13 protein-coding genes are annotated in these 23,643 nt (G+C 73.1%); 9 read left to right on the forward strand and 4 right to left on the reverse strand.

The window, feature by feature from the left end; genetic code table 11:
• The first annotated feature begins 6 nt into the window (after positions 1–6).
• On the forward strand, positions 7–1,128 hold the full coding sequence (locus AB0K05_RS02295; RefSeq protein WP_271278237.1) for a glycosyltransferase family 4 protein: 1,122 nt from the start codon (positions 7–9) through the stop codon (positions 1,126–1,128).
• On the forward strand, positions 1,125–5,189 hold the full coding sequence (locus tag AB0K05_RS02300) for an alpha-(1->3)-arabinofuranosyltransferase family protein (RefSeq protein WP_364225839.1): 4,065 nt from the start codon (positions 1,125–1,127) through the stop codon (positions 5,187–5,189). Before AB0K05_RS02295 ends, AB0K05_RS02300 begins: the two co-directional genes overlap by 4 nt.
• On the opposite strand, the gene AB0K05_RS02305 is transcribed toward AB0K05_RS02300, so the two are convergent.
• Positions 5,110–6,300 carry an acyltransferase gene (locus AB0K05_RS02305; RefSeq protein WP_187281373.1) on the reverse strand — a complete coding sequence of 397 codons (1,191 nt, stop codon included), beginning with the start codon at positions 6,298–6,300 and terminating at the stop codon, positions 5,110–5,112. The two genes, AB0K05_RS02300 and AB0K05_RS02305, sit on opposite strands and share 80 nt — an antisense overlap.
• 119 nt (positions 6,301–6,419) lie before the next feature.
• On the opposite strand from AB0K05_RS02305, the gene AB0K05_RS02310 reads away from it, so the two are divergent.
• Positions 6,420–7,334: a DUF3068 domain-containing protein gene (locus AB0K05_RS02310; RefSeq protein ID WP_148034153.1), complete on the forward strand. Its 915-nt coding sequence runs from the start codon at positions 6,420–6,422 to the stop codon at positions 7,332–7,334.
• A gap of 168 nt (positions 7,335–7,502) precedes the next feature.
• Positions 7,503–8,609, forward strand: a complete 1,107-nt coding sequence (locus AB0K05_RS02315) for a nitronate monooxygenase family protein (protein ID WP_219543520.1) — start codon at positions 7,503–7,505, stop codon at positions 8,607–8,609.
• Here the strand turns inward: AB0K05_RS02315 and AB0K05_RS02320 are convergent.
• Positions 8,606–9,415, reverse strand: a complete 810-nt coding sequence (locus AB0K05_RS02320; RefSeq protein ID WP_364225844.1) for a crotonase/enoyl-CoA hydratase family protein — start codon at positions 9,413–9,415, stop codon at positions 8,606–8,608. The genes AB0K05_RS02315 and AB0K05_RS02320 overlap by 4 nt on opposite strands.
• Positions 9,416–9,539: 124 nt before the next feature.
• Here AB0K05_RS02320 and AB0K05_RS02325 point away from each other — a divergent pair, with 124 nt between their 5' ends.
• From AB0K05_RS02325 to AB0K05_RS02345, 5 genes are read left to right on the forward strand one after another with little or no spacing between them, the layout of a single operon-like run.
• The gene (locus tag AB0K05_RS02325) at positions 9,540–11,084 is read left to right on the forward strand and encodes an acyl-CoA synthetase (protein ID WP_364225847.1); all 1,545 of its coding nucleotides are present in this window, start codon (positions 9,540–9,542) and stop codon (positions 11,082–11,084) included.
• A 16-nt stretch (positions 11,085–11,100) separates the two neighbouring features.
• Positions 11,101–11,994, forward strand: coding sequence for an OB-fold domain-containing protein (locus AB0K05_RS02330; RefSeq protein ID WP_364225850.1), 894 nt, complete (start codon positions 11,101–11,103; stop codon positions 11,992–11,994).
• On the forward strand, positions 11,995–13,014 hold the full coding sequence (locus tag AB0K05_RS02335) for a thiolase domain-containing protein (RefSeq protein ID WP_271278242.1): 1,020 nt from the start codon (positions 11,995–11,997) through the stop codon (positions 13,012–13,014).
• Positions 13,014–14,162: a thiolase domain-containing protein gene (locus AB0K05_RS02340; protein ID WP_364225853.1), complete on the forward strand. Its 1,149-nt coding sequence runs from the start codon at positions 13,014–13,016 to the stop codon at positions 14,160–14,162. Before AB0K05_RS02335 ends, AB0K05_RS02340 begins: the two co-directional genes overlap by 1 nt.
• Positions 14,162–15,748 carry an acyl-CoA synthetase gene (locus AB0K05_RS02345; RefSeq protein ID WP_148034146.1) on the forward strand — a complete coding sequence of 529 codons (1,587 nt, stop codon included), beginning with the start codon at positions 14,162–14,164 and terminating at the stop codon, positions 15,746–15,748. Before AB0K05_RS02340 ends, AB0K05_RS02345 begins: the two co-directional genes overlap by 1 nt.
• Before the next feature lie 43 nt (positions 15,749–15,791).
• Here the strand turns inward: AB0K05_RS02345 and AB0K05_RS02350 are convergent, their stop codons facing one another.
• Together AB0K05_RS02350 and AB0K05_RS02355 are read right to left on the reverse strand one after the other, a co-directional pair.
• On the reverse strand, positions 15,792–22,250 hold the full coding sequence (locus tag AB0K05_RS02350) for a hypothetical protein (protein WP_364225856.1): 6,459 nt from the start codon (positions 22,248–22,250) through the stop codon (positions 15,792–15,794).
• Positions 22,251–22,987: 737 nt separating this feature from the next.
• A complete protein-coding gene (locus AB0K05_RS02355; RefSeq protein ID WP_271279121.1) occupies positions 22,988–23,614 on the reverse strand; it encodes a LysE family translocator in 627 nt (208 codons plus the stop codon).
• Positions 23,615–23,643: the final 29 nt, after the last annotated feature.

Consider the following 23,643-nt stretch of genomic DNA (forward strand, 5'->3'; position numbering starts at 1 on the left):
CGACCCATGAACGTCGCCGTCGTCAACTGGCGCGACCCTTGGCACCCCGCCTCCGGCGGCGCCGAGACCTACGCCTGGGAGCTGGCGTGCCGGATGGCCCGCGCGGGCCACGCGGTCTCGTTCGTCACCGCGCGGGCGCCCGGCCAGTCGCGGGCGGAGACCCGCGACGGCGTACGGGTGCGCCGGATGGGCGGGGTGTTCACCGTCTACCCGCTGGTGCTGCTCTGGCTGCTGGTCCGGCGCACCAGGTTCGACGCGGTGCTCGACTGCCAGAACGGCATCCCGTTCTTCACGCCGTGGGTGCTGCCGCGCCGTACCCGGATCCTGTGCGTCGTGCACCACGTGCACGACCGGCAGTTCGGCCTGCACCTGCCGTGGTGGCTGGCCGCGGTGGGGCGGTTCCTGGAGGGGCCGGTGTCGCGCTGGACCTACCGGCGGCACACCGGCGTGGCCGTGTCGCCGTCCACCGTGCGCGCCATGCGGGAGCGGCTGCGCTGGATCGGCCCGATCCACCTGGTGCACAACGGGGTGAGCACGGGCCCGCCCGAGAACGACGTCCCCAAGAGCCCGGTGCCGCGCGTCGTCTGCGTCGGCAGGCTCGTCGCGCACAAGCGCGTCGGCCTGCTGCTGGACGCGGTGGCGGAGCTGCGGGAGCAGCGGCCTGACCTGGTCGTCGACGTCGTCGGCCGCGGCCCGGAGGAGGCCGCGCTGCGCGCGCGGCTCCCCGGGGGCGTCACGCTCCACGGCTACCTGCCGGAGGAGGAGAAGGCGCGCCTGATCGCCGCCGCCTGGGTGCACGTCACCGCCTCGCAGGGCGAGGGCTGGGGGCTGTGCGTGGTGGAGGCCGCCGCGCTCGGCGTGCCGACCGTCGCCTTCGACGTGGAAGGGCTCCGGGACGCGGTACGGGACGGCGAGACGGGCTGGCTGGTGCCCGAGGGCGGCACACCGGCCGCTGACCTGGCCAAAGGCCTCGGCGCGGCGCTGGACGAGGTCGCGGGCGAGCTGACTGACCGGGGTCCGGACACCTATAACATGAAATGTCGGAAATGGGCTGGACGGTTCTCCTGGGACGCCAGCGCCGACCGCCTCATGGCGTTGATCACCGGTGCGGACGTGGAGGAGCGGTGACCGAGAAGGCCCGGCACCGCTTCTGGCTGGTGTTGTGCTGTGCCGGCTTCGCGATCCTGGCGTTCACCACCAAGCCCGGCCACCTCATCCCCGACACCAAGCTCGACCTGGCGCTGAACCCGCTCGGCTGGCTGGAGCGCGCCACCCACCTGTGGGATCTGCAACACTTCGGCCAGCTCCAGAACCAGGCGGCCGGCTACCTGTTCCCGATGGGCCCCTTCTTCGCCCTCGGCGAGCTGGCCGGCGTCGAGCCGTGGATCACCCAGCGGCTCTGGCTGACGCTGCTGTTCTGCGTCGCGTTCCTGGGCGCCGAGCGGCTGGCCGCCAAGCTCGGCGTCGGCACGCCGGGCACCAGGATCGCGGGCGCGCTGGCGTACGCGCTGGCCCCGCGCGCGCTGTCGATCGTCGGCGAGATCTCGATCGAGTGGCTGCCCGCCGCGATGCTGCCGTGGATCCTGATCCCGCTGCTCACCGCCGCCGAGACGGGGCAGCGGGCCAGGGCGGCGGTCCGGTCGGGACTGGCCGTGGCGCTGTGCGGCGGGGTGAACGCCGTCGCCGTGCTGGCCGTGCTGGTCGCCCCCGTCGTCTACATCCTCACCCGGCCGCGCCCGGTGCCGCGCTGGCGGATGCTCGGCTGGTGGACGGCCGCCGTCGCGGTGGCCACCCTCTTCTGGTCGCTGCCGCTGCTGCTGGTGGGCCGGTACGCGTTCTCGTTCCTGCCCTACACCGAGACCTCGGCGGCGACCACGCAGGTCACGTCGCTGACGAACGTGCTGCGCGGCGCCTCCGACTGGGTGCGCTTCCTGCCGCTCAGCGGCGTGTTCGAGCAGCCGCCCGGGTACGCGATCGCGACCTCAGGCGCGATGGTGGCGGTCACCGGCGTCATCGCCGCGCTCGGCCTGGCCGGGCTGGCCCGCCGCGACCTGCCCGCCAGGGGCTTCCTCATCGCGCTCTTCCTGGTGGGGACGGCGGCGGTGACGGCCGGGCACATCAGCGCGCTGGAGCCCGCCGTGGCCGAGCCGATCCGGTGGCTGCTGGACGGCCCGCTCGCGCCGCTGCGCAACCTGCGCAAGTTCGACCCGCTCATCCGGCTCGCGCTCGCGTTCGGGCTGGCCCACCTGCTGGCGAGCGTGCTCGGCCGGGCCAGGCTGCCGCTGCGGGCGGTGGCGGCGGGCGCGTTCGCCGCGCTGGTCCTGCCGGTCTTCAACCAGGGCCTGGCGTACCCCGGGGTCTTCCAGCAGGTGCCGGACCACTGGCGGCAGGCCGCCGCCTGGCTCGACGAGAACGCCGGTGACGAGGGCGTGCTGGTCGTGCCCGGCGCCTCGTTCGGCGAGTACGTGTGGGGCCGGCCGATGGACGAGCCGCTCCAGCCCCTGTCCAGCGTCCGGTGGACGGCACGTCAGATCACCCCGCCGGGCTCGGTGGGGCTGAGCAGGCTGCTGGACGCCGTCGACCAGCGGCTGACGTCCGGCCACGGCTCGGCCGGGCTGACCGAGGTGCTGCGCCGCATGGGCGTCCGCTACGTGCTCGCCAGGAACGACCTGCTCAGGGAGCAGCTCGCGGGCGCCTGGCCGGCCAGGATCCACGAGGCGATGAGCGAGTCGCCCGGCGTCACCAAGGTGCGCTCGTTCGGCGAGCCGGTCGGCGACGTGTTCGGCGACGACGCCGTCGACTCGCTCGACGCCGCCTTCCCCGCGCTCGACCTGTACGAGGTGTCGGAGCCGTCGGACCTGGTCACCGTGCGGCCGGCGGCGGACGCGCTGCGGGTGCGCGGCGGCCCCGACTCGCTGCTCAGCATGGGCGACCTCGGCCTGCTCGGCGACGGGCCGGTCCTGGTGAACGACGACGCGGCCGGGGTCGAGGCGCCGGCCGTGGTGAGCGACGCGCTGCGGCTGCGCGAGCGGCACTTCGGCGAGCTGCGCTCCAACATCAGCCCGACACTCACCGAGGACCGGCGGGCGGACTTCAGCGGCGTGCTGGCCCTGGACCTGATGGAGAAGGGCTGGCTGGAGAACACCGCCACCGCCGAGTACGACGGCATCGCCGGCGTCTCGGCCTCCTCCTCGGCCGCCGACGCCGGCGCGCCCGCCGGGACCAGCGACCCCTCGCGCGGCCCCTGGTCGGCGATGGACGGCGACGTGCGCACCGGCTGGGAGACCGACGGCGCGCGCACGCCCGAGGGCGAGTGGCTCCAGGTCGACCTGCCCGCGCGCCGGGAGGTCTCCCGCGTCCGTGCGATGTTCGCCGCCGAGCTCCTGCTCGGCCAGACGGTGGACCGGGTGGCGGTCGAGACCGAGGCGGGCCGCCGGGAGCAGGACGTCGAGCAGACCACGGACCCGCAGTGGCTGACCCTGCCCGAGGGGCCGACCTCGTGGATCCGGGTCACGATCCTGTCCGTCCGGCCCGGTGACTGGACCTACGGGCAGCGCGCCGGGATCGTCGAGCTCAGCGTGCCCGGGGTGACCCCCGGCAGGACGATCCGGCTGCCCGGCTCCGGCGGCGACGTGTTCGTCATGGACCGCGGCCTGGACGCCCGGCCCGGGTGCGTGCGCAGTTTGAACCGGTGGGTGTGCAATCCCGCGCGGCTCGCGCGTACCGGGGAGGAGAGCACCGGCCTGGACCGCACGTTCACCGCGGACGCGGAGCGGGCCGTCACCGTGCGCGGGTCGGCCGTGCTGCGCGACAGCGCGCTCGTCGACCGGTTCACCCGGGTCAGCGGCGGCGTGACGCGGGTGTCGGGAACCTCGCAGCTCAGCGAGGACGCGGTGGTCTCGCCCCGGTCGGCGTTCGACGGCGACCTGACCACCACCTGGGTCCCGGCCGACGGCGACCGCGAGCCCGCGCTGACCGTCGCCTGGAAGGGCAAGAAGAAGATCTCCCGCATCCAGGTCGGCAGGCCGGGCAGCGACACCCAGTCGCTCGACGTGGTGGTCACCGGCGACGGCGGCGTCTCCCGTGGCGGCCGGGTGGACGAGCGGGGCCACGTCAGCTTCGACCCGATCACCACCACCCAGCTCAAGATCCGCTTCTACCCGCTCACGCAGCGGGTGCAGGTCACCGAGCTGGCCATCCCGGGGGTGGCCAAGGCGAGCACCCCCGGCGACATCCCGCTCCGGCTCGACTGCGGCACCGGCCCGCGGATCGAGGTGAACGGCCAGGTCGTCGAGACCCGCGTCGCAGGCAGCCACCGCGACCTGCTGGAGCAGCGGCCGGTGCGGATCACCGGGTGCGAGAAGGCGGAGCTGCTGGCGGGCGACAACCGGGTCAAGGTGGCCGGTTGGGAGCCGTTCCAGGTGGAGAACCTGGTCGTGGGCGCCCTGCCGGAGACGCCGCGCCAGGTGGAGGCCGCCGCGGTGCCGGGCACCTGGACGCAGTCCGCGCGCGAGGTGCACGTGAGCGCGCCCGACGACGCCTTCCTGGTGGTCGGCGAGAACTTCAACGCCGGCTGGCGGGCCAAGATCGGCGACCGGACGCTCCGGCCGGTCCGGATCGACGGCTGGAAGCAGGCCTGGGAGCTGCCCGCCGGCACGTCGGGCGTCGTGCGGATGGAGTACACGCCGGACCGGCCCTACTGGTTCGCGCTCGCCGCCGGGCTGGGCGGGATCGCGCTGCTGGCGCTGCTCTCCCTGATACCGCTCGGGCCGCGCCCCGAGCACGTGCGCGCGACCGCGCCGGCCGCCCTCTCGCGGCTGTCGAGCTGGCGGGCGCCGTACGCGGCGGTGGCGGGGCTGGCGTTCGGCTACTGGATCGCGGGCACGCCCGGCATGCTCGCCCTGGTCGCCGCCGGGGCGCCGGCGCTGTGGCTGGACGGCCGCACGCGGGGCGCGTACTGGCTGCCGGCCGGACTGTTCTGCGCGGCGGCGGGCGCCCAGGCCGTCGCGCTCACGCTGCGCTCGTACGGGATCGAGGCCGGGATGCTGATGGACCACGTGCCGCAGCTCGTCGCGTGCGCGGCCATGGGCGCGCTGTTCGGGCGGCTCGTCACGCGGCGGGAGCCACCGGCTGCGGAGCCGGAGCTTCCGGTGGCCGAGCAGGTGCTGACCGGCGCCGGCCGAGCGTGAGGGCGACATGTTCGATCAGGTGATAGCTCGCGATGCTGAGCAGCAGCGACACGATGAACGACACCACGGCCAGGCTGGTGAAGTCGCCGGTGAACGGCGGGTCGCCGGTGATCTGCCGGTGCAGCGTGATGACCGGCGCGTGCCACAGGAAGAAGCTGTAGGAGATGCGGCCCAGGTAGGCGGCGACCGGGTTGCCGAGCAGCCGGTGGCGCAGCGAGCCGGGGTCGGGCGCGAGCGCGAACGGCGCCACCAGCAGAACGGCCACGGCCGCCTCCAGGGTCATCCTGACCATGGACTCCCCGAGGGTCGGCAGGGTGAGCGTGCGCGGCCCGGCCAGCGGCGTCGACAGCACCGCGTACAGCAGGAAGGCGAGCACCAGCAGCTGGGGGGCGAGCGAGCCGATCACCCGGCTGCCGCCGAGCCAGACCGACAGCACCGCCATCGCCATGCCGCAGGCGAAGAACACCAGGTGGTACGGGAGCCAGAGCGCGAGATCCGGCACCTCCAGGACCCGTGCGGCCACCACGGTGGCCACCGAGACCACCGGCAGCACCGCGATGCCCCAGAGCAGCCGCGCCGGCACGTTGCCGCCCCGGGCCGCCCACCGGTGCAGCGCCCAGCCGAGCAGCGGCAGCACCAGGTAGAAGGCCATCTCGATGGGCAGCGTCCACATCTGGTAGAGGCCCTCGGCGCTGTGCAGGCCGGGGACGTAGTTCTGCAGCAGGAGCAGCCAGACCACCCAGCCGGTCCAGTCGAGCGGCGTCCAAGCCCACAGCGCCAGCGAGGCGACCAGCCAGTAGACCGGCAGCACACGCAGCGCCCGCCGCCACAGGTAGAGCCCGGCGGCGGGGCGCGGTGCGCCCTCGATGGCGGCCTTGGCCCACGGCCGGTAGAGCAGCAGGCCCGACAGCAGGAAGAACACCGGCACGGCCATCCCGAGGCGGGACAGCAGCCAGGCGTACATGCCCTCGCCGTACATCACGCCGGTGTTGCTGGCCACGTGCAGCAGCCACACGCCGAGTGCGGCCAGGGCGCGGATGCCGTCGAGAGCGGCGTCTCTCTTCAGTGCTCTCACCCCCGGGGTCTCGTCGGCGAAACCACGATAGAACATGTTTCTATCGATTTGGTTGCGGCTCGTGGTCGGCGGGTGACGCCGATCACGCACTGTCATACTTTGATCCAGGTCATACAATCCCGACGACAACACGTTCTAATTTTGCGGAGGTCTCGATGGGTCGTATTTCAACGCTCGTCCTCATCGGGCTCGGCGCGTTTTTCATCGCGCTCGCCCCGCTCCTGAAATTCTGGGCGGCGGACCAGCTGATCTCCGCGCCGGCGAACCAGTTCGGCATCTCCACCCTGGAGGCGAAGGGCGCCCAGTACTTCTCCCGCCAGGATCTCAAGGTGCTGAACGCCGACCTCGAGATCATCGTCACCACCCGTGGTGACGTGAAGGACGCCACCGGCGACCGGGTCGTCTGGGACGAGGCCACGGTGGTCAACGACGTGACCAACAACCGCAGGTCAGTGGACATCTCCGACCGGCGCAGCGCCTTCAACAAGTACACCGGCGAGGCCGTGAACTGCTGCGGCGTGAACATCGCCAAGGCCCCGGTCACGCTGGAGGGCCAGATCTACAAGTGGCCGTTCGACGTGGAGAAGAAGACGTACAAGGTCTTCAACTCCACCGCCAAGCAGGCCTTCGACGCGACGTTCGTGCGCGAGGAGAAGGTCAACGGCCTCGACACGTACGTGTTCGAGCAGCTGGTGCCGGCCACCAAGACCTCCACGCAGACGATCCCCGCCAACATCGTCGGCATCACCGACGTGACCGGTGACGTGCAGATCGACCGCTGGTACGACGGCAAGACCACCTACTGGATCGAGCCCGTCACCGGCTCCCCGGTCAAGCAGGAGGTCCAGCGGCACGAGGTGCTGAAGACGCAGGACGGCGTGGAGCGCGCCGCGGCCTTCGTCGCCACCGCCCAGATGACCGAGGAGACGGTGAACGGCCTGGTGAGCAACGCCCAGGACGGCAAGAGCCAGATCAACCTGCTGCGCAACACCATCCCCCTCGTCCTGCTCGTCGTGGGCGTCGCGCTGATCCTCGCCGGCGTGGTGCTCGGCCGCCGCCGCACCGCCTGATCCTTTTCCGACCCCGGGGCCCGCCGCGTGCGGGCCCTTTTACTTTTTCCGGGACCGTTACAACGGAAATTGAAACGTGTTCCAATAAAAAGTTACTCGCCGGTACGAGCGAAACATCTAGCAGTAGAACGTGTTGCAGTTCGGTCTTCCCGGTCGTATCGTCGGGACATGCGGACCCGTGTGACGGACATGTTCGGAATCGACCTCCCGATCTTCGCGTTCAGCCACTGCCGCGACGTGGTGGCCGCCGTCAGCAAGGCAGGCGGAATGGGCGTGCTCGGCGCCCTCTACTTCACCCCCGAAGAGCTCGAACGGGAGCTCGCCTGGATCGACGACCACGTGGACGGCAAGCCGTACGGGGTGGACGTCGTCATGCCGGCCTCCTACGAGGGCGCCGAGTTCCCGGCGGAGGAGCTCGTCGGCCGCCTGCAGGGGATGATCCCCGAGGGGCACCGGCAGTTCGTCGAGAACCTGCTGTCCAGCCACGGCGTGCCGCCGCTGTCGCAGGACGCCGACGCCGGCCGGGTGCTGCTCGGCTGGACGGACGCCACCGCCCGGCCGCAGGTGGAGGTCGCGCTCAGGCACCCGATCGCGCTGCTGGCCAACGCCCTCGGCCCGCCGCCCGCCGACGTGGTGGAGCAGGCGCACGCCCACGGCGTCAAGGTCGCCGCCCTCGCCTCCACCCCGCGCCACGCGCTCAAGCAGGTCGAGGTGGGCGTGGACGTGGTCGTGGCGCAGGGCACCGAGGCGGGCGGCCACACCGGCGAGATCTCCACGATGGTGCTCATCCCGCAGGTCGTGGACGCCGTGGACGTGCCGGTGCTGGCGGCGGGCGGCATCGGCAACGGCCGCCAGATGGCCGCGGGCATGGCGCTGGGCGCGGAGGGCGTCTGGACCGGCTCGCTCTGGCTGACCGTCGAGGAGGCCGACACCCCCGAGATGGCCAGGCAGCGCATCCTCGCCGCCACCTCCCGCGACACGGTCCGCTCCCGCAGCTGGACGGGCAAGCCCGCCCGGCTGCTCAAGAACGAGTGGACCGACGCCTGGGAGGCGCAGGAGTCGCCGGGCACGCTGCCGATGCCGCTGCAGTTCATGCTGGTCTCGGACGCGCTGCGGCGCATCGGCCGCTCCGACGCCGCCGAGCTGGCGACCTTCCCCGCGGGCCAGATCATCGGCATCACCAACCAGGTCCGCTCGACCAAGGACGTGGTCTACTCCCTGGTCGAGGAGTTCGCCGAAGCCCTCGAACGCCTCGGCCGCATCACCCGCGACTAACGGCCCCGGTAGGTCGGGGGGCGCTTCTCGCGGAAGGCGCGGGTGCCCTCCTTGGCGTCCTCCGACCCGATCACCGGCCAGCCCAGCTCGTCCGACACCTTGAGCGCCTCCGCCTCCGCGAGGCCCTGGGTGTCGCGGTAGGTGCGCAGGATCGCCTGGACGGCCAGCGGCCCGGCCGCCGCCACGCTCGCGGCCAGCTCGCGGGCGGCGTCCAGCGCCCCGCCGTCGGGGACGACCCGGTTGACCAGGCCCATCGCCAGCGCCTCGGCGGCGGTGACGGAACGGCCCGTGAGGAGGAGGTCCATCGCGTGGCAGTACGGGATCTGGCGAGGCAGGCGGACCGCGCTGCCGCCCATCGGGAAGAGCGCGCGCCTGGCCTCGAACAGGCCGAGGGTGGCCGACTCCGCCACCACCCGCAGGTCGGTGCCGACGAGCAGCTCGGTGCCGCCCGCCACCGCGTAGCCCTCGACGGCGCTGATGACCGGCTTGGCGGGCAGGTCCTCGCGGAGCAGGCCCTTCCAGTGGTAGTTGGCGATCTTCTCGCCACGCGCCACGACCTCGGGGTCCGACGGGGGAGCGGACATCGCCTTGAGGTCGGCGCCGGAACAGAACGTGCCCTCCGCGCCCGTCAGGATCGCCACCCTGACGTCCGGCTCGGCTGACACGTAGGCCCAGGCGCTCGCCATGCCGATGAGCATGTCGGAGGAGAGCGCGTTGCGGGCCTCGGGGCGGTTCATGGTGACGATCACCAAGTGGTGGTCACGTTCCACGCGGCAGTGGGGGGTGCTGATCGGCAGAAGCTCCACTCACTCCTCCTGAAATCAAGCGCTTGCTCACACCATAGCCGCGGGTTACGCTGCCCGAAAGAAATGAGAACCTGTTCTTATTTCGCCGGTTCGGGGGCCTCGTACGACCTGGTGAGGAGTACCGATGGGCACGCTCGGTTTCTGGCGGCTGGCGCAGGCGGACCCCGGCTGGATCGCGGCCGTGGACCCCGACGGCACCGAGCACAGGGCCGGTGACCTCCTCGCCCGCGCGAACCGCCTCACCCACGGGCTGCGCGCGCTCGGCCTGCGGGCCGGCGACGGCCTCTGCGGGCTGGTGCCCAACGGCTCCGACGGGCTCGTGCTCTACCTGGCGGCCCTCCAGGCAGGCTGGTACTACACGCCGATCAACTGGCACCTGACCGGGCCGGAGATCGCGTACATCCTGACCGACAGCGAGGCCAAGGCGTTCGTCACCCACCCCCGGTACGCGGCAGAGGCGACGCGTGCGGCGGAGGCCGTCGCCCCCGAGCGGCGCTTCGCCGTGGCGGACCTGCCCGGGTTCCGGCCGCTGGACGAGCTGACCGAAGGGCAGCCGGACACCATGCCCGCCGACCGCACGGCCGGCGCCACCATGCACTACACCTCCGGCACCACCGGCAGGCCCAAGGGCGTGCGCCGCCCGCTGACCGGCCTCGACCCCGACGACGGGGCGGAGCTGATGACGTTCCTGCTCGGCCTGTTCGGCGTCACCCCCGGGCGGCCCAACGCCCACCTGGTCACCTCGCCCAGCTACCACACCGCCGTCAGCCAGTTCGGCGGCACCGCCCTGCACATGGGCCACACGCTCGTCTACATGGACCGGTGGGACGCCGAGGAGATGCTCAGGCTCTGCGAGCGCCACCGGGTCACCAGCTCCCACCTGGTGCCCACCCACTTCAAGCGCCTGCTCGCCCTCCCCGAAGAGGTGCGGGGGAAGTACGACCTGTCCTCGCTGAAGTGGATGATCCACGCCGCCGCCCCCTGTCCCGTACCGGTGAAGCAGGACATGCTCCGGTGGTGGGGCGACGTCGTGTACGAGTACTACGCGGCCACCGAGGGCGGCGGCACCCTGGCCACGCCCGGCGACTGGAAGGCGCACCCCGGCACGGTCGGCAACGCCTGGCCCATCACCGAGCTGCTCATCGCCGACGACTCGGGCGAGCCGGTGCCCGCCGGCACCCCCGGCACGATCTACATGAAGATGATGGGCGCCTCCTTCGAGTACAAGGGCGACCCGGCCAAGACCGAGGCGAACCGGCTCAAGGACTTCTTCACCGTCGGCGACATCGGCTACCTGGACGAGGACGGCTTCCTGTTCCTGTGCGACCGCAAGGCCGACATGATCATCTCCGGCGGCGCGAACATCTACCCGGCCGAGATCGAGAACGAGATCATGATCCACCCGAAGGTCGCCGACGTGGCGGTGTTCGGCATCCCCGACGAGGAGTGGGGCGAGCAGATCAAGGCCGTCGTCGAGCCCGCGCCCGGCGCGGCGCCCGGTCCGGAGCTGGCCGCGGAGATCCTCGCCTCGCTGGAGGGCCGCCTGGCCAGGATGAAGTGGCCGAGAACCGTCGACTTCATCGACGAGATGCCCCGAGAGCCCAACGGCAAGCTGCTCAAACGCAAGCTGCGCGCCCCGTACTGGGAGGGCCGCGACCGAGCCATCTGACCACCCGGGAGGGTGCATGTCCGATCCGCTGACCGCGGAGCACGTGCTGGAGTTCCCCGGCGGCTACACCCGCTCGACGGGACCGGTGATCGGCCGGTTCCTGACCGAGCTGCGCGCCGGACGGATCGTCGGGGTGCGCACCGCCGACGGACGGGTGCTCGTCCCCGCGCTGGAGTACGACCCCGCCACCGGCGACGCGGTGACCGGCGAGTACGTCGAGGTCGGCCCGGCCGGGACCGTCACCGCGTCCGCCTGGGTGGCCGAGCCGCGCCCCGGGCACCCGCTGGACCGGCCCTTCGCCTGGGCCATGATCAAGCTGGACGGCGCCGACACCGCGCTCGTGCACGCCGTCGACGCGGGCAACCCCAAGGCGGTCACGCCCGGCACCCGGGTGTGGCCGGTGTGGCGCGGCGAACGCTCGGGCCACATCACCGATCTCGCCTGCTTCGCCCCCGAGGTCACCAGGATCGTCTCGCCGGTCCGCGTCCCGTACACGCTCCAGGCCGGCGGGGCGCTCCGCGTCTTCCTGGAGGGGATCAGGCGCGGCGTCTTCGTCGGCGGGAGGTGCGCGAGCTGCGGGAAGGTGTACGTGCCCTACCGGCTGTCCTGCCCCGAGTGCGGGATCGCGATCGGCGAGCAGGTCGAGCTGCCCGACACCGGCACGGTCACCACGTTCGCGATCAACAACCTGCCCGACCCGCGCGCCCCCGAGGTGCCCTTCGTCTCCGCGTACGTGCTCCTCGACCGGTCCGACGTGCCCGTGATCGCGCTCGTCGGCGGCGTCCCCGCGCACGAGGTGCGGCAGGGCATGCGGGTCAAGGCCGAGTGGGTGCCCGAGAGCGAGCGGACCGCGTCCATGGCGAACATCCGGTGGTTCGCGCCCACCGGCGAACCCGATGTGGAGCTGTGAATGAGACAGGTCGCGATCGTCGCCTTCGCCCAGACCCGGCACACCGCCCACGACACCGGGCTGTCCGAGCCCGAGCTGATCCTGCCCGTGATCGAGGAGGTCAAGGCGCTGACCGGGCAGAAACGGTTCGGCTTCACCTGCTCGGGCAGCTGCGACTACCTGGCGGGGGCGCCGTTCTCGTTCGTCTCCGCGCTGGACGCGGTCGGCGCCTGGCCGCCGATCTCGGAGAGCCACGTGGAGATGGACGGCGCCTGGGCCCTGTACGAGGCGTGGGTGCGGCTCCAGCACGGCGACGTGGACACCGCCCTGGTGTACGGGTTCGGCAAGTCCAGCCAGGGCGACCTGCGGGCCATCATGACCTTGCAGCTCGACCCGTACTACCTGGCGCCGCTCGGCCTGGACCAGCTCTCGTACGCGGCGCTGCAGGCGTCGGCGCTCGGCGCCGGACGGGCCGAGCTGGACGCGATCGCGCGCCGCAGCCGCGCCGACGGCAGGCGCAACCCGTACGCGCTGGACCTGCCGGAAGAGCTGCCCGACGGGTACGCGGTCGAGCCGCTGAAGGCGTCGGACGTCGCGCCGATCACCGACGGCGCGGCGGCCGTGGTGCTCGCCGCCGGAGACCGGGCCCGCGAGCTGTGCGCCACCCCCGCCTGGATCACCGGCATCGCGCACCGCATCGAGCCGCACTACCTGGGCCTGCGCGACCTCAGCCGGTCGCCGTCGGCGGCCGACGCGGGCCGCGCGGCGGGCGTCGGCAAGGGACCGGTCGACGTGGCCGAGCTGCACGCCCAGTTCGCGCACGAGGAACCGATCCTGCGCCGGGCGCTCGACCTGCCCGACGACACCGTGATCAACCCGTCCGGCGGCCCGCTGGCCGCGAACCCCGTCATGGCCGCCGGGCTGATCCGCCTCGGCGAGGCGGCCCGCCGCATCCACGACGGATCCGCCCGCCGCACCGTCGGCCACGCGGCGAGCGGCCCCTGCCTGCAGCACAACCTCGTCACCGTACTGGAGGCCTGATGGCTGAGCGCTGCGCCGTGATCGGCGTCGGGCAGACGCGCTACACGACCAAGCGCAGGGACGTGTCGATCGCCGGGCTGGTGCGCGAGGCGGCGCTGCGGGCGCTGGAGGACGCCGGGCTGACGTTCAAGGACATCGACGCCGTCGTCATCGGCAAGGCGCCCGACCTGTTCGAAGGCGTCATGATGCCCGAGGCGTACCTCGCCGACGCGCTCGGCGCCGCGGGCAAGCCGATGCTGCGCGTGCACACCGCGGGCAGCGTCGGCGGCTCCACCGCGCTCGTCGGCGCGGGCCTGATCCAGTCCGGCGTGCACGAACGGGTGCTGGTCGTCGGCTTCGAGAAGCAGTCGGAGTCCAACGCCACCTGGGCGCTCTCCACCCACCTGCCGTTCAGCTCGTCGCTGGTGGTCGGCGCGGGCGGCTACTTCGCCCCGCACATCAGGGAGTACATGCGCAGGAGCGGCGCCCCCGGCCACGTCGGCGCGCTCGTGGCCGTCAAGGACCGGCTCAACGCGCTCAAGAACCCGTACGCGCACCTGCGCATCCCCGGCATCGACCGGGCGATGGTCGAGTCCACGCCCATGCTGTGGGAGCCGATCCGCTACCTGGAGTCGTGCCCGTCCAGCGACGGCGCCTGCGCGATCGTGCTCTCGTCCGAACAAGCCGCCACCGGCACCCCGGCCTGGGTGCACGGCGCCGCCATGCGCTCCGAGCCGCTCTCCAGGGCCGGCCGCGACACCGTGAGCCCGCAGGCCGGCAAGGACTGCGCCGCCGACGTCTACCGGCAGGCCGGCGTCACCGACCCGCGCCGCCAGATCGACGTGGCCGAGGTGTACGTGCCGTTCTCCTGGTACGAGCCGATGTGGCTGGAGAACCTCGGCTTCGCCGCCGAGGGCGAGGGCTGGAAGGTCACCGAGTCCGGCGCCACCGCGCTCGACGGGGACATCCCGTGGAACCCCTCCGGCGGCGTGCTGTCCAGCAACCCCATCGGGGCGTCCGGGCTGATCAGGTTCGCCGAGGCCGCGCTGCAGGTGCGCGGCATGGCCGGAGAGCACCAGGTCGACGGGGCACGCCTGGCACTCGGGCACGCGTACGGGGGAGGAGCGCAGTTCTTCGCCATGTGGATCGTCGGACGGGAGAAGCCGTGATGGAGTTCAACCACGCTGACTTGTTCGAAGGGGTGGCCGACGCGATCGGGGACCGCACGGCGGTGGTCTGCGGGCCGGACCGCCGCACCTACGCCGAGCTGGACGCCGAGGCCAACCGGCTCGCCCACCACCTCCAGGACCGCGGCATCGGGCCCGGCGACCACGTGGGGATCCACCTCTGCAACGACATCGAGTACGTGGCCGGCCTCCTGGCCACCCTGAAGCTCCGCGCCGTCCCGGTCAACGTCAACTACCGGTACGTCGAGGCCGAGCTGCTCTACCTCTACCGCGACTCCGACATCCGGGCCCTGCTGTACGACGTCGAGTTCGAGCCCCGCGTGGCCGCCGTCGCCGGCCAGGCGCCCCGGCTGGGCCATCTCATCGCGGTCAACGGCCCGCCCGGCATCCCCGGCGCGATCTCGTACGAGGAAGCCCTGCGGAGCGGCGACCCGGGGCGCGGCTTCGGGCCGCGGTCCGGGCAGGACGTCTACATCATCTACACCGGCGGCACCACCGGCATGCCCAAGGGCGCGATGTGGCACGTCGAGGACCTGTTCATGGCCTTCGGCGGCGGCAACCCGACCGGCGAGCCGCGCGCCACCCCGCAGGAGGTGGTCGACGAGGCCGTCAAGGCGAGCCCGATCGCGATGATGGCCGCCGCGCCGCTCATGCACGGCGCTGCCCAGATGGGCACCTTCATCGCCTTCTGGATGGGCGCGACCATGGTGTACGTGCGCACGTTCGACCCCGACGAGGTGTGGCGGGCCGTCGAGCGGGAGAAGGTGCTCACGATGAACATCACCGGCGACGCCATGGCCAGGCCGCTCGCCGAGGCGCTGGAGCGGGGCTCCTACGACGTGTCGTCGCTGTTCGTGCTCAGCTCGACCGGCGCGATCCTGAGCGGCACCGTACGCGACCGGCTCCAGGAGCTCCTGCCCAACGTGCTGATCCGCGACAACTTCGGCTCCACCGAGGCCGGCTACACCGCCGACGGGATCGACGGGGCCACCCCCGAGACGGGCCTGCGCTACCGGCCCAACCCGCACGCCAGGCTGGTCGTGCTCGACGACCGGCTGCACCCCGTCAGGCCCGGCTCCGGCGACCTGGGCACCGTCGCCAAGGCCGGCCGCATCGCGTTCGGCTACTACAACGACCCGGACAAGACCGCCCGCACCTTCGTCACCACCGAGGACGGCACCCGCTGGCTGCTCACCGGCGACCTGGCCACCGTCGAGGAGGACGGCACCATCACCGTGTACGGGCGCGGCTCGCAGTGCGTCAACACCGGCGGCGAGAAGGTGTTCCCCGAAGAGGTGGAGGCCGTGCTCAAGGGGCACCCGGCCGTCTTCGACGCGGTCGTCACCGGGGTGCCGGACGAGCGGTGGGGCAACCGGGTGGCCGCCGTGGTCGAGCCGCGTCCCGGCGCCGCCGTCACCGCCGAGGAGCTCGACGCCCACTGCCGGAAGCAGTTATCGGGCTACAAGGTGCCGCGCTCGTACGCGTTCGTGCCGCGCATGGAGCGCTCGCCGTCGGGCAAGGCCGACTACCGGTGGGCCAGGGACACGGTGCTGGCCGCGCAATCTTGACCAGCGCAGGGCCGGCGCGGGCCCTGTGCTGGTCAACCACCGGTCAACGGGGCCGGAACCACCGAAGGCTGATGAGGTCGTGCTCCACCAGCGCGACCTCCCCGGCCCGCCCGGCCCGCTCGTTCAACCCCAGCCGCGCCCGCAGCACGTCCCGATGCATCTCGACCAATTCCTCGTCGTACCCGCCGTCCCCGTACCTGTAGCCACCGTCGCGGTCGTCGTCGTCGCCGCCGTCGCCGCCGTCGCCGCCGTCACCGCCGTCACCGCCGTCGCCTTCGGCGTCGAGCAGCTCGCGCAGTCGCGCGTCCGCGGAGCGCAGTGCCGCGTCGGCGGCCTCGTCGCGCCCCAGCCGCAGTTCGCACAGGCCGAGCTGGTAGTAGGCGACCGCGCTCAGGTAGCCGTCCCGGATCACCCGCGTCCCCCGGTGCAGCACCGCGCTCGCCTCCGGCGCCCGGCCCGCCGCCAGCAGCGCGTCGCCCAGCATGAGCATCGCCCTGGCCAGATGGCCGCCCAGCACAGGGTTGCCCGGCGCGTACCGCTCCAGCGCCGTCACCGCCTCACGCAACGGCGCCACCTCGTCCTCGTACCGCTCCTGCGACGACAGCGCCGCCGCCAGCGACAGGTTGGCGCCCGCCCGCCCGGCGTGCACGCTCTCGGCGCCCACCCCCGCCGCGATCAGCCCGTCGTACAGCCTGATCGCCTCCCGAGCCCTGGCCTCCGCCCGCGGCCCGTCGTCCAGGTGCAGCATGGTGAGCAGCTCCGCGCTCTGCGCGAGCGAGTCCGCGAGCACCGCCCGGTACGTGAGATCGCCAGGAGCCCGCCTGGCGTCCACGATCAGCTCCTCCACCAGCGGAGCCGCCTCGCCCAGCGCGCCGCGCATCAGGTGGCAGCGGACCAGCCGCTGCTTGGCCAGCGCCTGCTTGAGCCTGGCGGCCGGGGATCCGGCGTACCCGTCGACGGCGAGCGCCGCGTACTCCACCGCCTCGCCGGCCCGCCCGTCCGCCAGCATGTCGTCCACGATCACCACCGCCACCTCGGCCTCCGCCAGCCGCCGGGCAGCGGTACGGGGCAGCCGCCGGTACTGGTTGACCGCCTCCACGAGATGGGCGAGCGACTCCCGCTTCCTGCCCATCCGGCGCAGCACCAGCCCGCGCACCTCGTCCGCCCTGGCCCGCGCCGCCGGGTGGCCCTCCGGCAGCCGCTCCTGCTCGGCCACCGACCAGGCGACCGCCTCCAGCGCGGCCTGCGGCCGGTCCAGCGCGGCCAGCGCCGCACCCAGACAGCAGTACGCCATGGCGGCGACGCCGGGCTCGTCCAGCTCGTCGCACAGGTCGGCGGCCCGCTCCAGATGGGCCAGCGCCTCCACCGGACGGCGCGCGCCCAGCAGCGTGTCACCGTAGAGCGTCAGCGTCCTGGCCAGCGCCGCCTTCTCCGGCGTACCGGCCAGCAGGTGGGCGGCCTGCTCCAGGGTGGCGAGCACCGGGCGGGCCAGCTCGTGCTCGATCCCGGCCAGCGCGGCGAGCGCGACCCCCAGCCGCGCCCGGTGGCGGGCATCGGCCGCCGCCAGCCCCTGGAACACCCGCACCGCCGCCTCGGCCGCCGCCGCCTCGCCGGTCAGCGCCGCGTACCGTGCCAGGCAGTCGCCGAGCGACTCGTGCAGCTCCGGGCGGGCGCGGACCGGCACCTCGCGCGTGAACGCCTCGGTGAACGCGGTCATCGGCCCCAGCAGATCCACCTCGCCCGCCCCGTCCAGATGGTCGGCGAGATCGTCCAGCAGAACCCGCAGCGCATCCGGGGGCGGCAACGGCCTGACCTCCAGCGCCCGCGCCAGGAACGGCGCCGGATCCTGCTGCAGCTCACCGAGCGCCAGCAGAGCGAGCAGGTGCGTGGCGGCCGGCTCCGGCGCGAGCGGCCCGTGGTCGTCCAGCAGCCCGGCGATCAGCGTGGTACCCCGCACCAGGTCCAGCCCCGCCCGCTCGTCGTCGTCCAACCGCACCCGGCACAGCCCCCGCAGCTGCAGGCACGTCCCGGCCAGCAACCGCCTGGGCACCGTCGCCTCCTCCGGCAACGCCTCGACCGCCCCGCCGGCGGCCTCCAGCGCCCCGCCGAAGTCCCCCCGCGCGAACCGCGCCCCGGCCAGCAGTCGCAACGCGACAGCGCGCCCCAGCGGCTCCCGCACCAGCTCCGCCGCCCGCCCGGCCGCCTCCTCCGCCTCCTCCCACCGCTCCAGCCCGGTCCACGCACAGGCGACCAGCAGCACCCGCTCCGCCGCCCCCTCGTCCGCGTCCACCGCCGCCACCAGGTGCGGCAATGCCTCCTCGAACCGCCCCGCCCCCAGCAACCCCCGCCCCAGAGCCGCCTCGACCTTCCCCCACAACCGCACGTCATCCCCGCGCCGCCGGCGATCCTCGTCCTCTCCTCGCGCGCGGAGGCCTTCCTCCCACAGCTGTCCCGGACGCGCGCGGTCACCCTGCGGCCGGGCGCCGTTCCCCCGGTGCCCGAGCAGCAACCCCGCAGCCCGCGAGGCGAGCACCACCGCGTCCCGCGCCCGCCCGGCTCCCGCCCACACCCACGCCAGATGCGCCTGAGCCTCGGCGAGCGCGCCGACGTCCGTCCCCCCTCCCGCCACGAGAACCGCCAACGCCTCCTCGGCCCGCTCCACACTCTCCCCACCCCGCACCGCCACCCCAACCAGCGACAACCCCTCCACGAAGCGCCTGTCATAGGCCCCGCGAAGTGCAAATCCAAAGCCCTCAGCGGGCGTCTCGTGAGGTGTTGGTTCGGAGTTATCGGCGGGTGTCTCGTGAGGTGTTGGTTTGGGGTTATGGGCGGGTGTCTCGTGAGGTGTTGGTCTGGGTTTATCGGCGGGTGTCTCGCGGGGTGTTGGTTTGAGGTTTTCGGCGGGTGTCCCGTGAGGTATTGGTTTGGGGTTTTCGGCGGGTGTTCCGCGAAGTGTCGGCCCGAAATCCTCTGCAGGTGTCGCGTGTCGTGCTTGTCGGAAGTCCTCCGCAGGTGGCCTGTTTCTCGCCCGTCCGTCCTCGGCTGCTCCGTACGGTGCCTGCGAGGAGTCCGCCGCCGATGCCTGCCCGTCGTCGGCGATCGCCCGGTGACGCGTCCGTACGGAGTCTGTGGGGAATTCCTCGTCCGGAAGCACAGATTCGGCGGGTGGCAGGGCACGGCCCAGGAGCGCGCGCGAGCGGCGGACCCATCCCGCCACATCCCGCCGCAGGCGATCCTCGTCGCCCAGTTCCCGCAGCAACCCGGCCGCCGACTCGAACTGCGCCAGCCCGTCGGCGGGCCGATCCAGCTCCACCAGGCACATCCCGAGCAGCCGCCGGCATCCGGCCAACAACCGGTCATGGCCGTCACCGAGCTCGTCGGCCACCCACACGGCCTCCCGCAGCGAGTCCAGCGCCTCCTGAGGCAACCGGCGGAGCAGCAGGTCCTCGCCCAGGTCCCGCAGCCGCTCGGCCAGCTCCCGCCCGTGCCGCCCCGGTTCCAGGACGGCCAGCGCCCGCAGGTTCTCCACCGCCTCCCCGGCACTCCGCACCGCTGCCTGGAGATCCCCCCGTTCCCCGTGCACCCGCGACACCAGCCCGGCCGCCCCGGCCAGCACCGCACGCAACCCCGGCTCCTCCGCCGCGATCCCGCGCAGCCGCACGACCGCCTCACCGGCGACCACCACGGCCGCCTCTCCCCGCCCTTGCCGGTCCAGCCGCGACCCCAGCCGGTCGAGCCGCCGGCACACCTCCAGATCGGTGACCGCCACCTCCCGCACGGCCTTGACGACCTCCACCGCCAGCCCGGCCCCCAGCCCGACCAGCCGCTCCTCGTCCAACTCATCCAGCGGCCCCAGAACCCCACCCCCCACCAACGCCCACCCCTCACGAGAGCCAGGCGCGGAACCCCCCAACGACCCGTCACCCCCCGGACGCACCCCTCCATACGGCGAGGAACCACCCGACAAGCCCTCCCCACCCACGGGCCGTGCATCATCCCCCACACCCAACGGCACACCAGCCCTTCGAGCACTCACGTACGGTGCGCCATCGTCCAGATACACCCCCGCAGCCCTCCCGTACGGCGGAGGGCCACTCGGTGAGGCACCCTCACGCACCCCAGGAGCTCTGTCGTATGGCGAGGGACCGGTCGATGGGACGCCTTGATGCACCCCCGCAGCTTCTCCGTACGACGGGGTTTCGTAGGAAAGGCCGGGAGAGACCCCGGCCGGGTCGGGCAGCACGGAGAGGACCGCTTCCATGTCCCCGGCCAGCAGCACATCCCCGCCCGCGGCCAGGAACGCCGACACCGCCTCCCGCAGCCGCCCCGTCCCCGCCAGCGCACACGCCAGGTTGTACTGGGCCCGCTCCGCGTGCGCCGCGTACCGCGGATCCTCCTCCACCAGGATCCTGAACCGCGCCGCAGCCTCCCGCGCGGGCCTGACCGCGAGCTCCGGCACCCCCGATAGCAGCAGGCACGCCGTCTGGTTGAACAGCGCCTCCGCCTGCCCCTCCGCCTGCTCGTACGGGGGAGCGGCCGCGAAGATCTCGGCCGCCTCACCCGCCGCGGCCACCGCCTCAGGCAGCCTCCCCGCCGCCGCCAGCCAGGCCGACGCCGTGGACAGCGCCGTGGCGACGTCGGCCCGCTTCCCGCCCCTGAGCCGCTCCACCAGCATCTCGGCCAGCGTCACCCTCAGCGCCCGCACCCCGGGATGCCCCGCCTGCCACGGCGGCAGCGCCGCCACCGCCCCGGCCACCTCCGGCTCATCCCGCAACAGTTGGAGCACCGCGTTGAGCCGGTCGCCGAGCTGCTCGCCCGGCCCCATGGCGGCCTCGCACAGCATCCTGTCCAGCCGGTGCACGACCAGCGACCCCAGCGCGACCCGTACCCGCCCGTGATCCGCGCAGACCCGCAGCACATCGAGCATCCGCGCCAGGTGCGCCGCCGTCCGCCCCGGATGATCGTGTACGGCGGTCACCAGCGACTCCAGCCCCGCCGTCTCCTCCAGCACCTGCCCGACCACCACGTCAGGCACATCGATCACCAGCCCGCCGGACAGCCCCTGCCCATCAGAGGCAAGCCGCCGGCTGGAGAACCACCCACCCCGCACGTCGGGGACCCGGCTGCCCTGCGCGTCAGGGGTCTGCTGCTGGGCGAGCCGCTCGCTCTGTACGGCGGGAACCTGCTGTTCGGAGCGCCGCTCGTTCTGTACGGCGGAGGCCTGTTGCTCGGGGGGCCACCCGCCCTGTACGGCGGGAACCCGCTGTTCGGAGGGCCGCCCACCCCGTAAGTCCGGCGGGAACAGCCCCGCGACCCACGCCGCGACCTCGGCCCTCCGGTCCTCCTCCAGGCCGGGTACGACGGACAGCAGGGCCCGCAGTTCCCTCGGTGACGGCGCGAACAGCAGGGCCACCGCCATCGCCGCGCCCGCCACGCCGTCGTCCGGCGCTCCCGGCGACGCCGACCACCGCTCGCGTTCGCGGTTCAGGAAGCGGTGGACCAGCTCGTTGCCGGGCCCCGCCTCATGGCCGCGTACCCGCATGAGGGCCGCCAGATGGACCCGCAGCGGAACCGCGTACAAGGGGTCGTCGAGCGGAAACGGGCGGATCCGGTCGAGTCCATCACCTGCCCCGGGGCGCGTGGCGAAGGCGCGGATGGCGGCGGCGGCGTGTCCGGCGCGCTCCGGAAGGGTGAGGGGGTGGTCCTCCAGGCGGACGGTCGCGCGGATCAGGCGCTTGAGACGGCCGCCGGCGGCGGTGTCCAGCCGACGCCACCAGGCGGCCGGAGGCGGGGCGGCGCCCACGGAGGTACGGGCCACCAGCAGGAGACGGATACGCGGGTTGTGCCGGTGGGCGGCCAGGCCGCGCACCAGCTCGGCCACCAGGGCGGCCGACGGCTCGGGGAAGTCGAGCACGAGCAGGGTGGGCCGCGACGCGTCGAGCCGGACGGCGGGATCCGACAGCGGTCCCACGAGTGCCGTCGCCGGCAGGAGCCCGGCGTCCCACCCGGCCGCCGACAGCTCCGCGCACAGCTCCACCGCCAGCCTGCTCTTCCCGGACCCGCCCGGCCCGGTGATCAGCGCGGCCGACAGCGGCTCGGGCCCGGCGGCCCAGTTCCGCAGCGCCGTCAGTTCCGCCTTCCTGCCGACGAACGGCACCACCGCGTGCCGCGCCACCGGCAACGACCAGTCCGGGCAGTTCTCCGGAGGCTCTCCCGTGGCCGGTTCCAGCAGGTCGGGGAGCAGGACGACCCGCTCGTCCCCGGACACGTCCTCCAGCAGCCCCGACGCGGGAAGGGCGTCACCTTCCACCCACGCGCGAAAGGTGTCGTCCAGGAGCAGCGCCTCCACCGGTACGACATCCGCGTGCCCGTCCTCGTACCAGGAGACGACCACCCCCACGAGCTGACCCGTCGGCTCCGCCAAGAGGGCCGCGCCCGAGAAACCGAGCCTGAAGGCACCCGGCGGCGAGCCGGAGAACTCGACCCCCAGAGAAGCGGGCACAGTCCCGGCACCGGCGGCCGCCACCACCGAAACCAGCGGCTCACCCCGCGAATCCGCTCGGGCGAAACCCCGGACGACGCACCGCACCCCATCCCCGGTCACCCGCCCCCACCGAACCGGCCCCAAGGACCCCTCCCAGGGCATCCCCGAAGCGTCCGACCCCGACGGGTCCGGCGAGCCGGGATCCCCTCCGCCCCCGCCCGCTCCCCGTGCTGGGGACGGCCGGGCCGCGTCACCACTCCCTCCAGGCGCCCCACCCACCGAAAGCCGGGACGAGCCGGGGTTCCGCCCGGACGGGGCCGTCCCGCCTGTCCGGAGCCGGGACGGGGCCGGTGAGGGTGCCGGTGAGGGTGCCGGTGGGACGGTGGGGACCTCAGGGATGTGGAGCAGGGCCGCGGCGAGGGGGCCGTGGCCGTGCCAGACAGGCTGGGCCCGGGTCCAGGGGCCGGTGCCGCGTACGTGGCAGGGGGCGGCGGGGTCGATCACCTGGGCGGAGGTCAGGATCAGGCCGGGGGCGACCACGTACCCGGAGCCGGTCACGCCCGTGAAATCGTCGTGGCCTGAGTGCACCTGGACGACCCGCTCTGAGGCGACGCGTGCGGATCTGGAGTCGCGTGGTGGCCTGTCCATGGCGCCGTGTCCTGGAATGCCCTGCCCGGCGTCGATGTCGCCCCGGCTCAGGGAGAATTCCGCCACCCGCTCACTATCGCACTACGGCACCGAAATTTCCGGGCTTGTCAGGCCTTCTCACCTGTGAGCCAGGCCGCCAGCCCCAAGTAGACCAGCCCGCTGCCGATGTCGATCCGCCGCCGGGCCCGCACCGAGCGCCGCACCCGGGTGGCCAGCGCCGACGACAGCAGCGCGTACGTGCCGTCGGAGGCCATGCCGAGCGCCATCCAGAGCAGGCCGAGCACCAGCATCTGCGGCGCGACCGCCCCAGCCGCGGGGTCGGCGAACTGCGGCAGGAACGCCATGAAGAAGATCGCGGTCTTCGGGTTGAGCACGTTGACCACGAACCCCTCCCAGAACATCCGCCGCTTGGACTGCTCCGGCAGCTCGACCGTCTCCTCAGCGGTTCCCCGGGCCAGCAGCTTGCGGAGCCCGAGCCAGACGAGGTAGGCGACGCCCGCGTACTTGACGATCGTGAAGGCGGTCGCCGACGCGGCGAGCAGGGCGCTGACGCCGAGGGCGGCGGCGACCACGTGGACCACCGACCCGGCGTGCACGCCGAGAACCGAGACCAGCCCCGCCGCCCGGCCCTGGGCGACGCTGCGCGTGACGATGAAGATCACCGCCGGGCCCGGCACGAGCAGAATCGCCAGGGTGGCCGCACAGAAGAGGGCGAGTGTGGAGAGATCCGGCATGTCGTCATCCTATGGAGCCCGTCAACGGG

Origin of the sequence: Nonomuraea sp. NPDC049486 (assembly GCF_040676925.1) — a bacterium.
Lineage (GTDB): Bacteria > Actinomycetota > Actinomycetes > Streptosporangiales > Streptosporangiaceae > Nonomuraea > Nonomuraea ferruginea.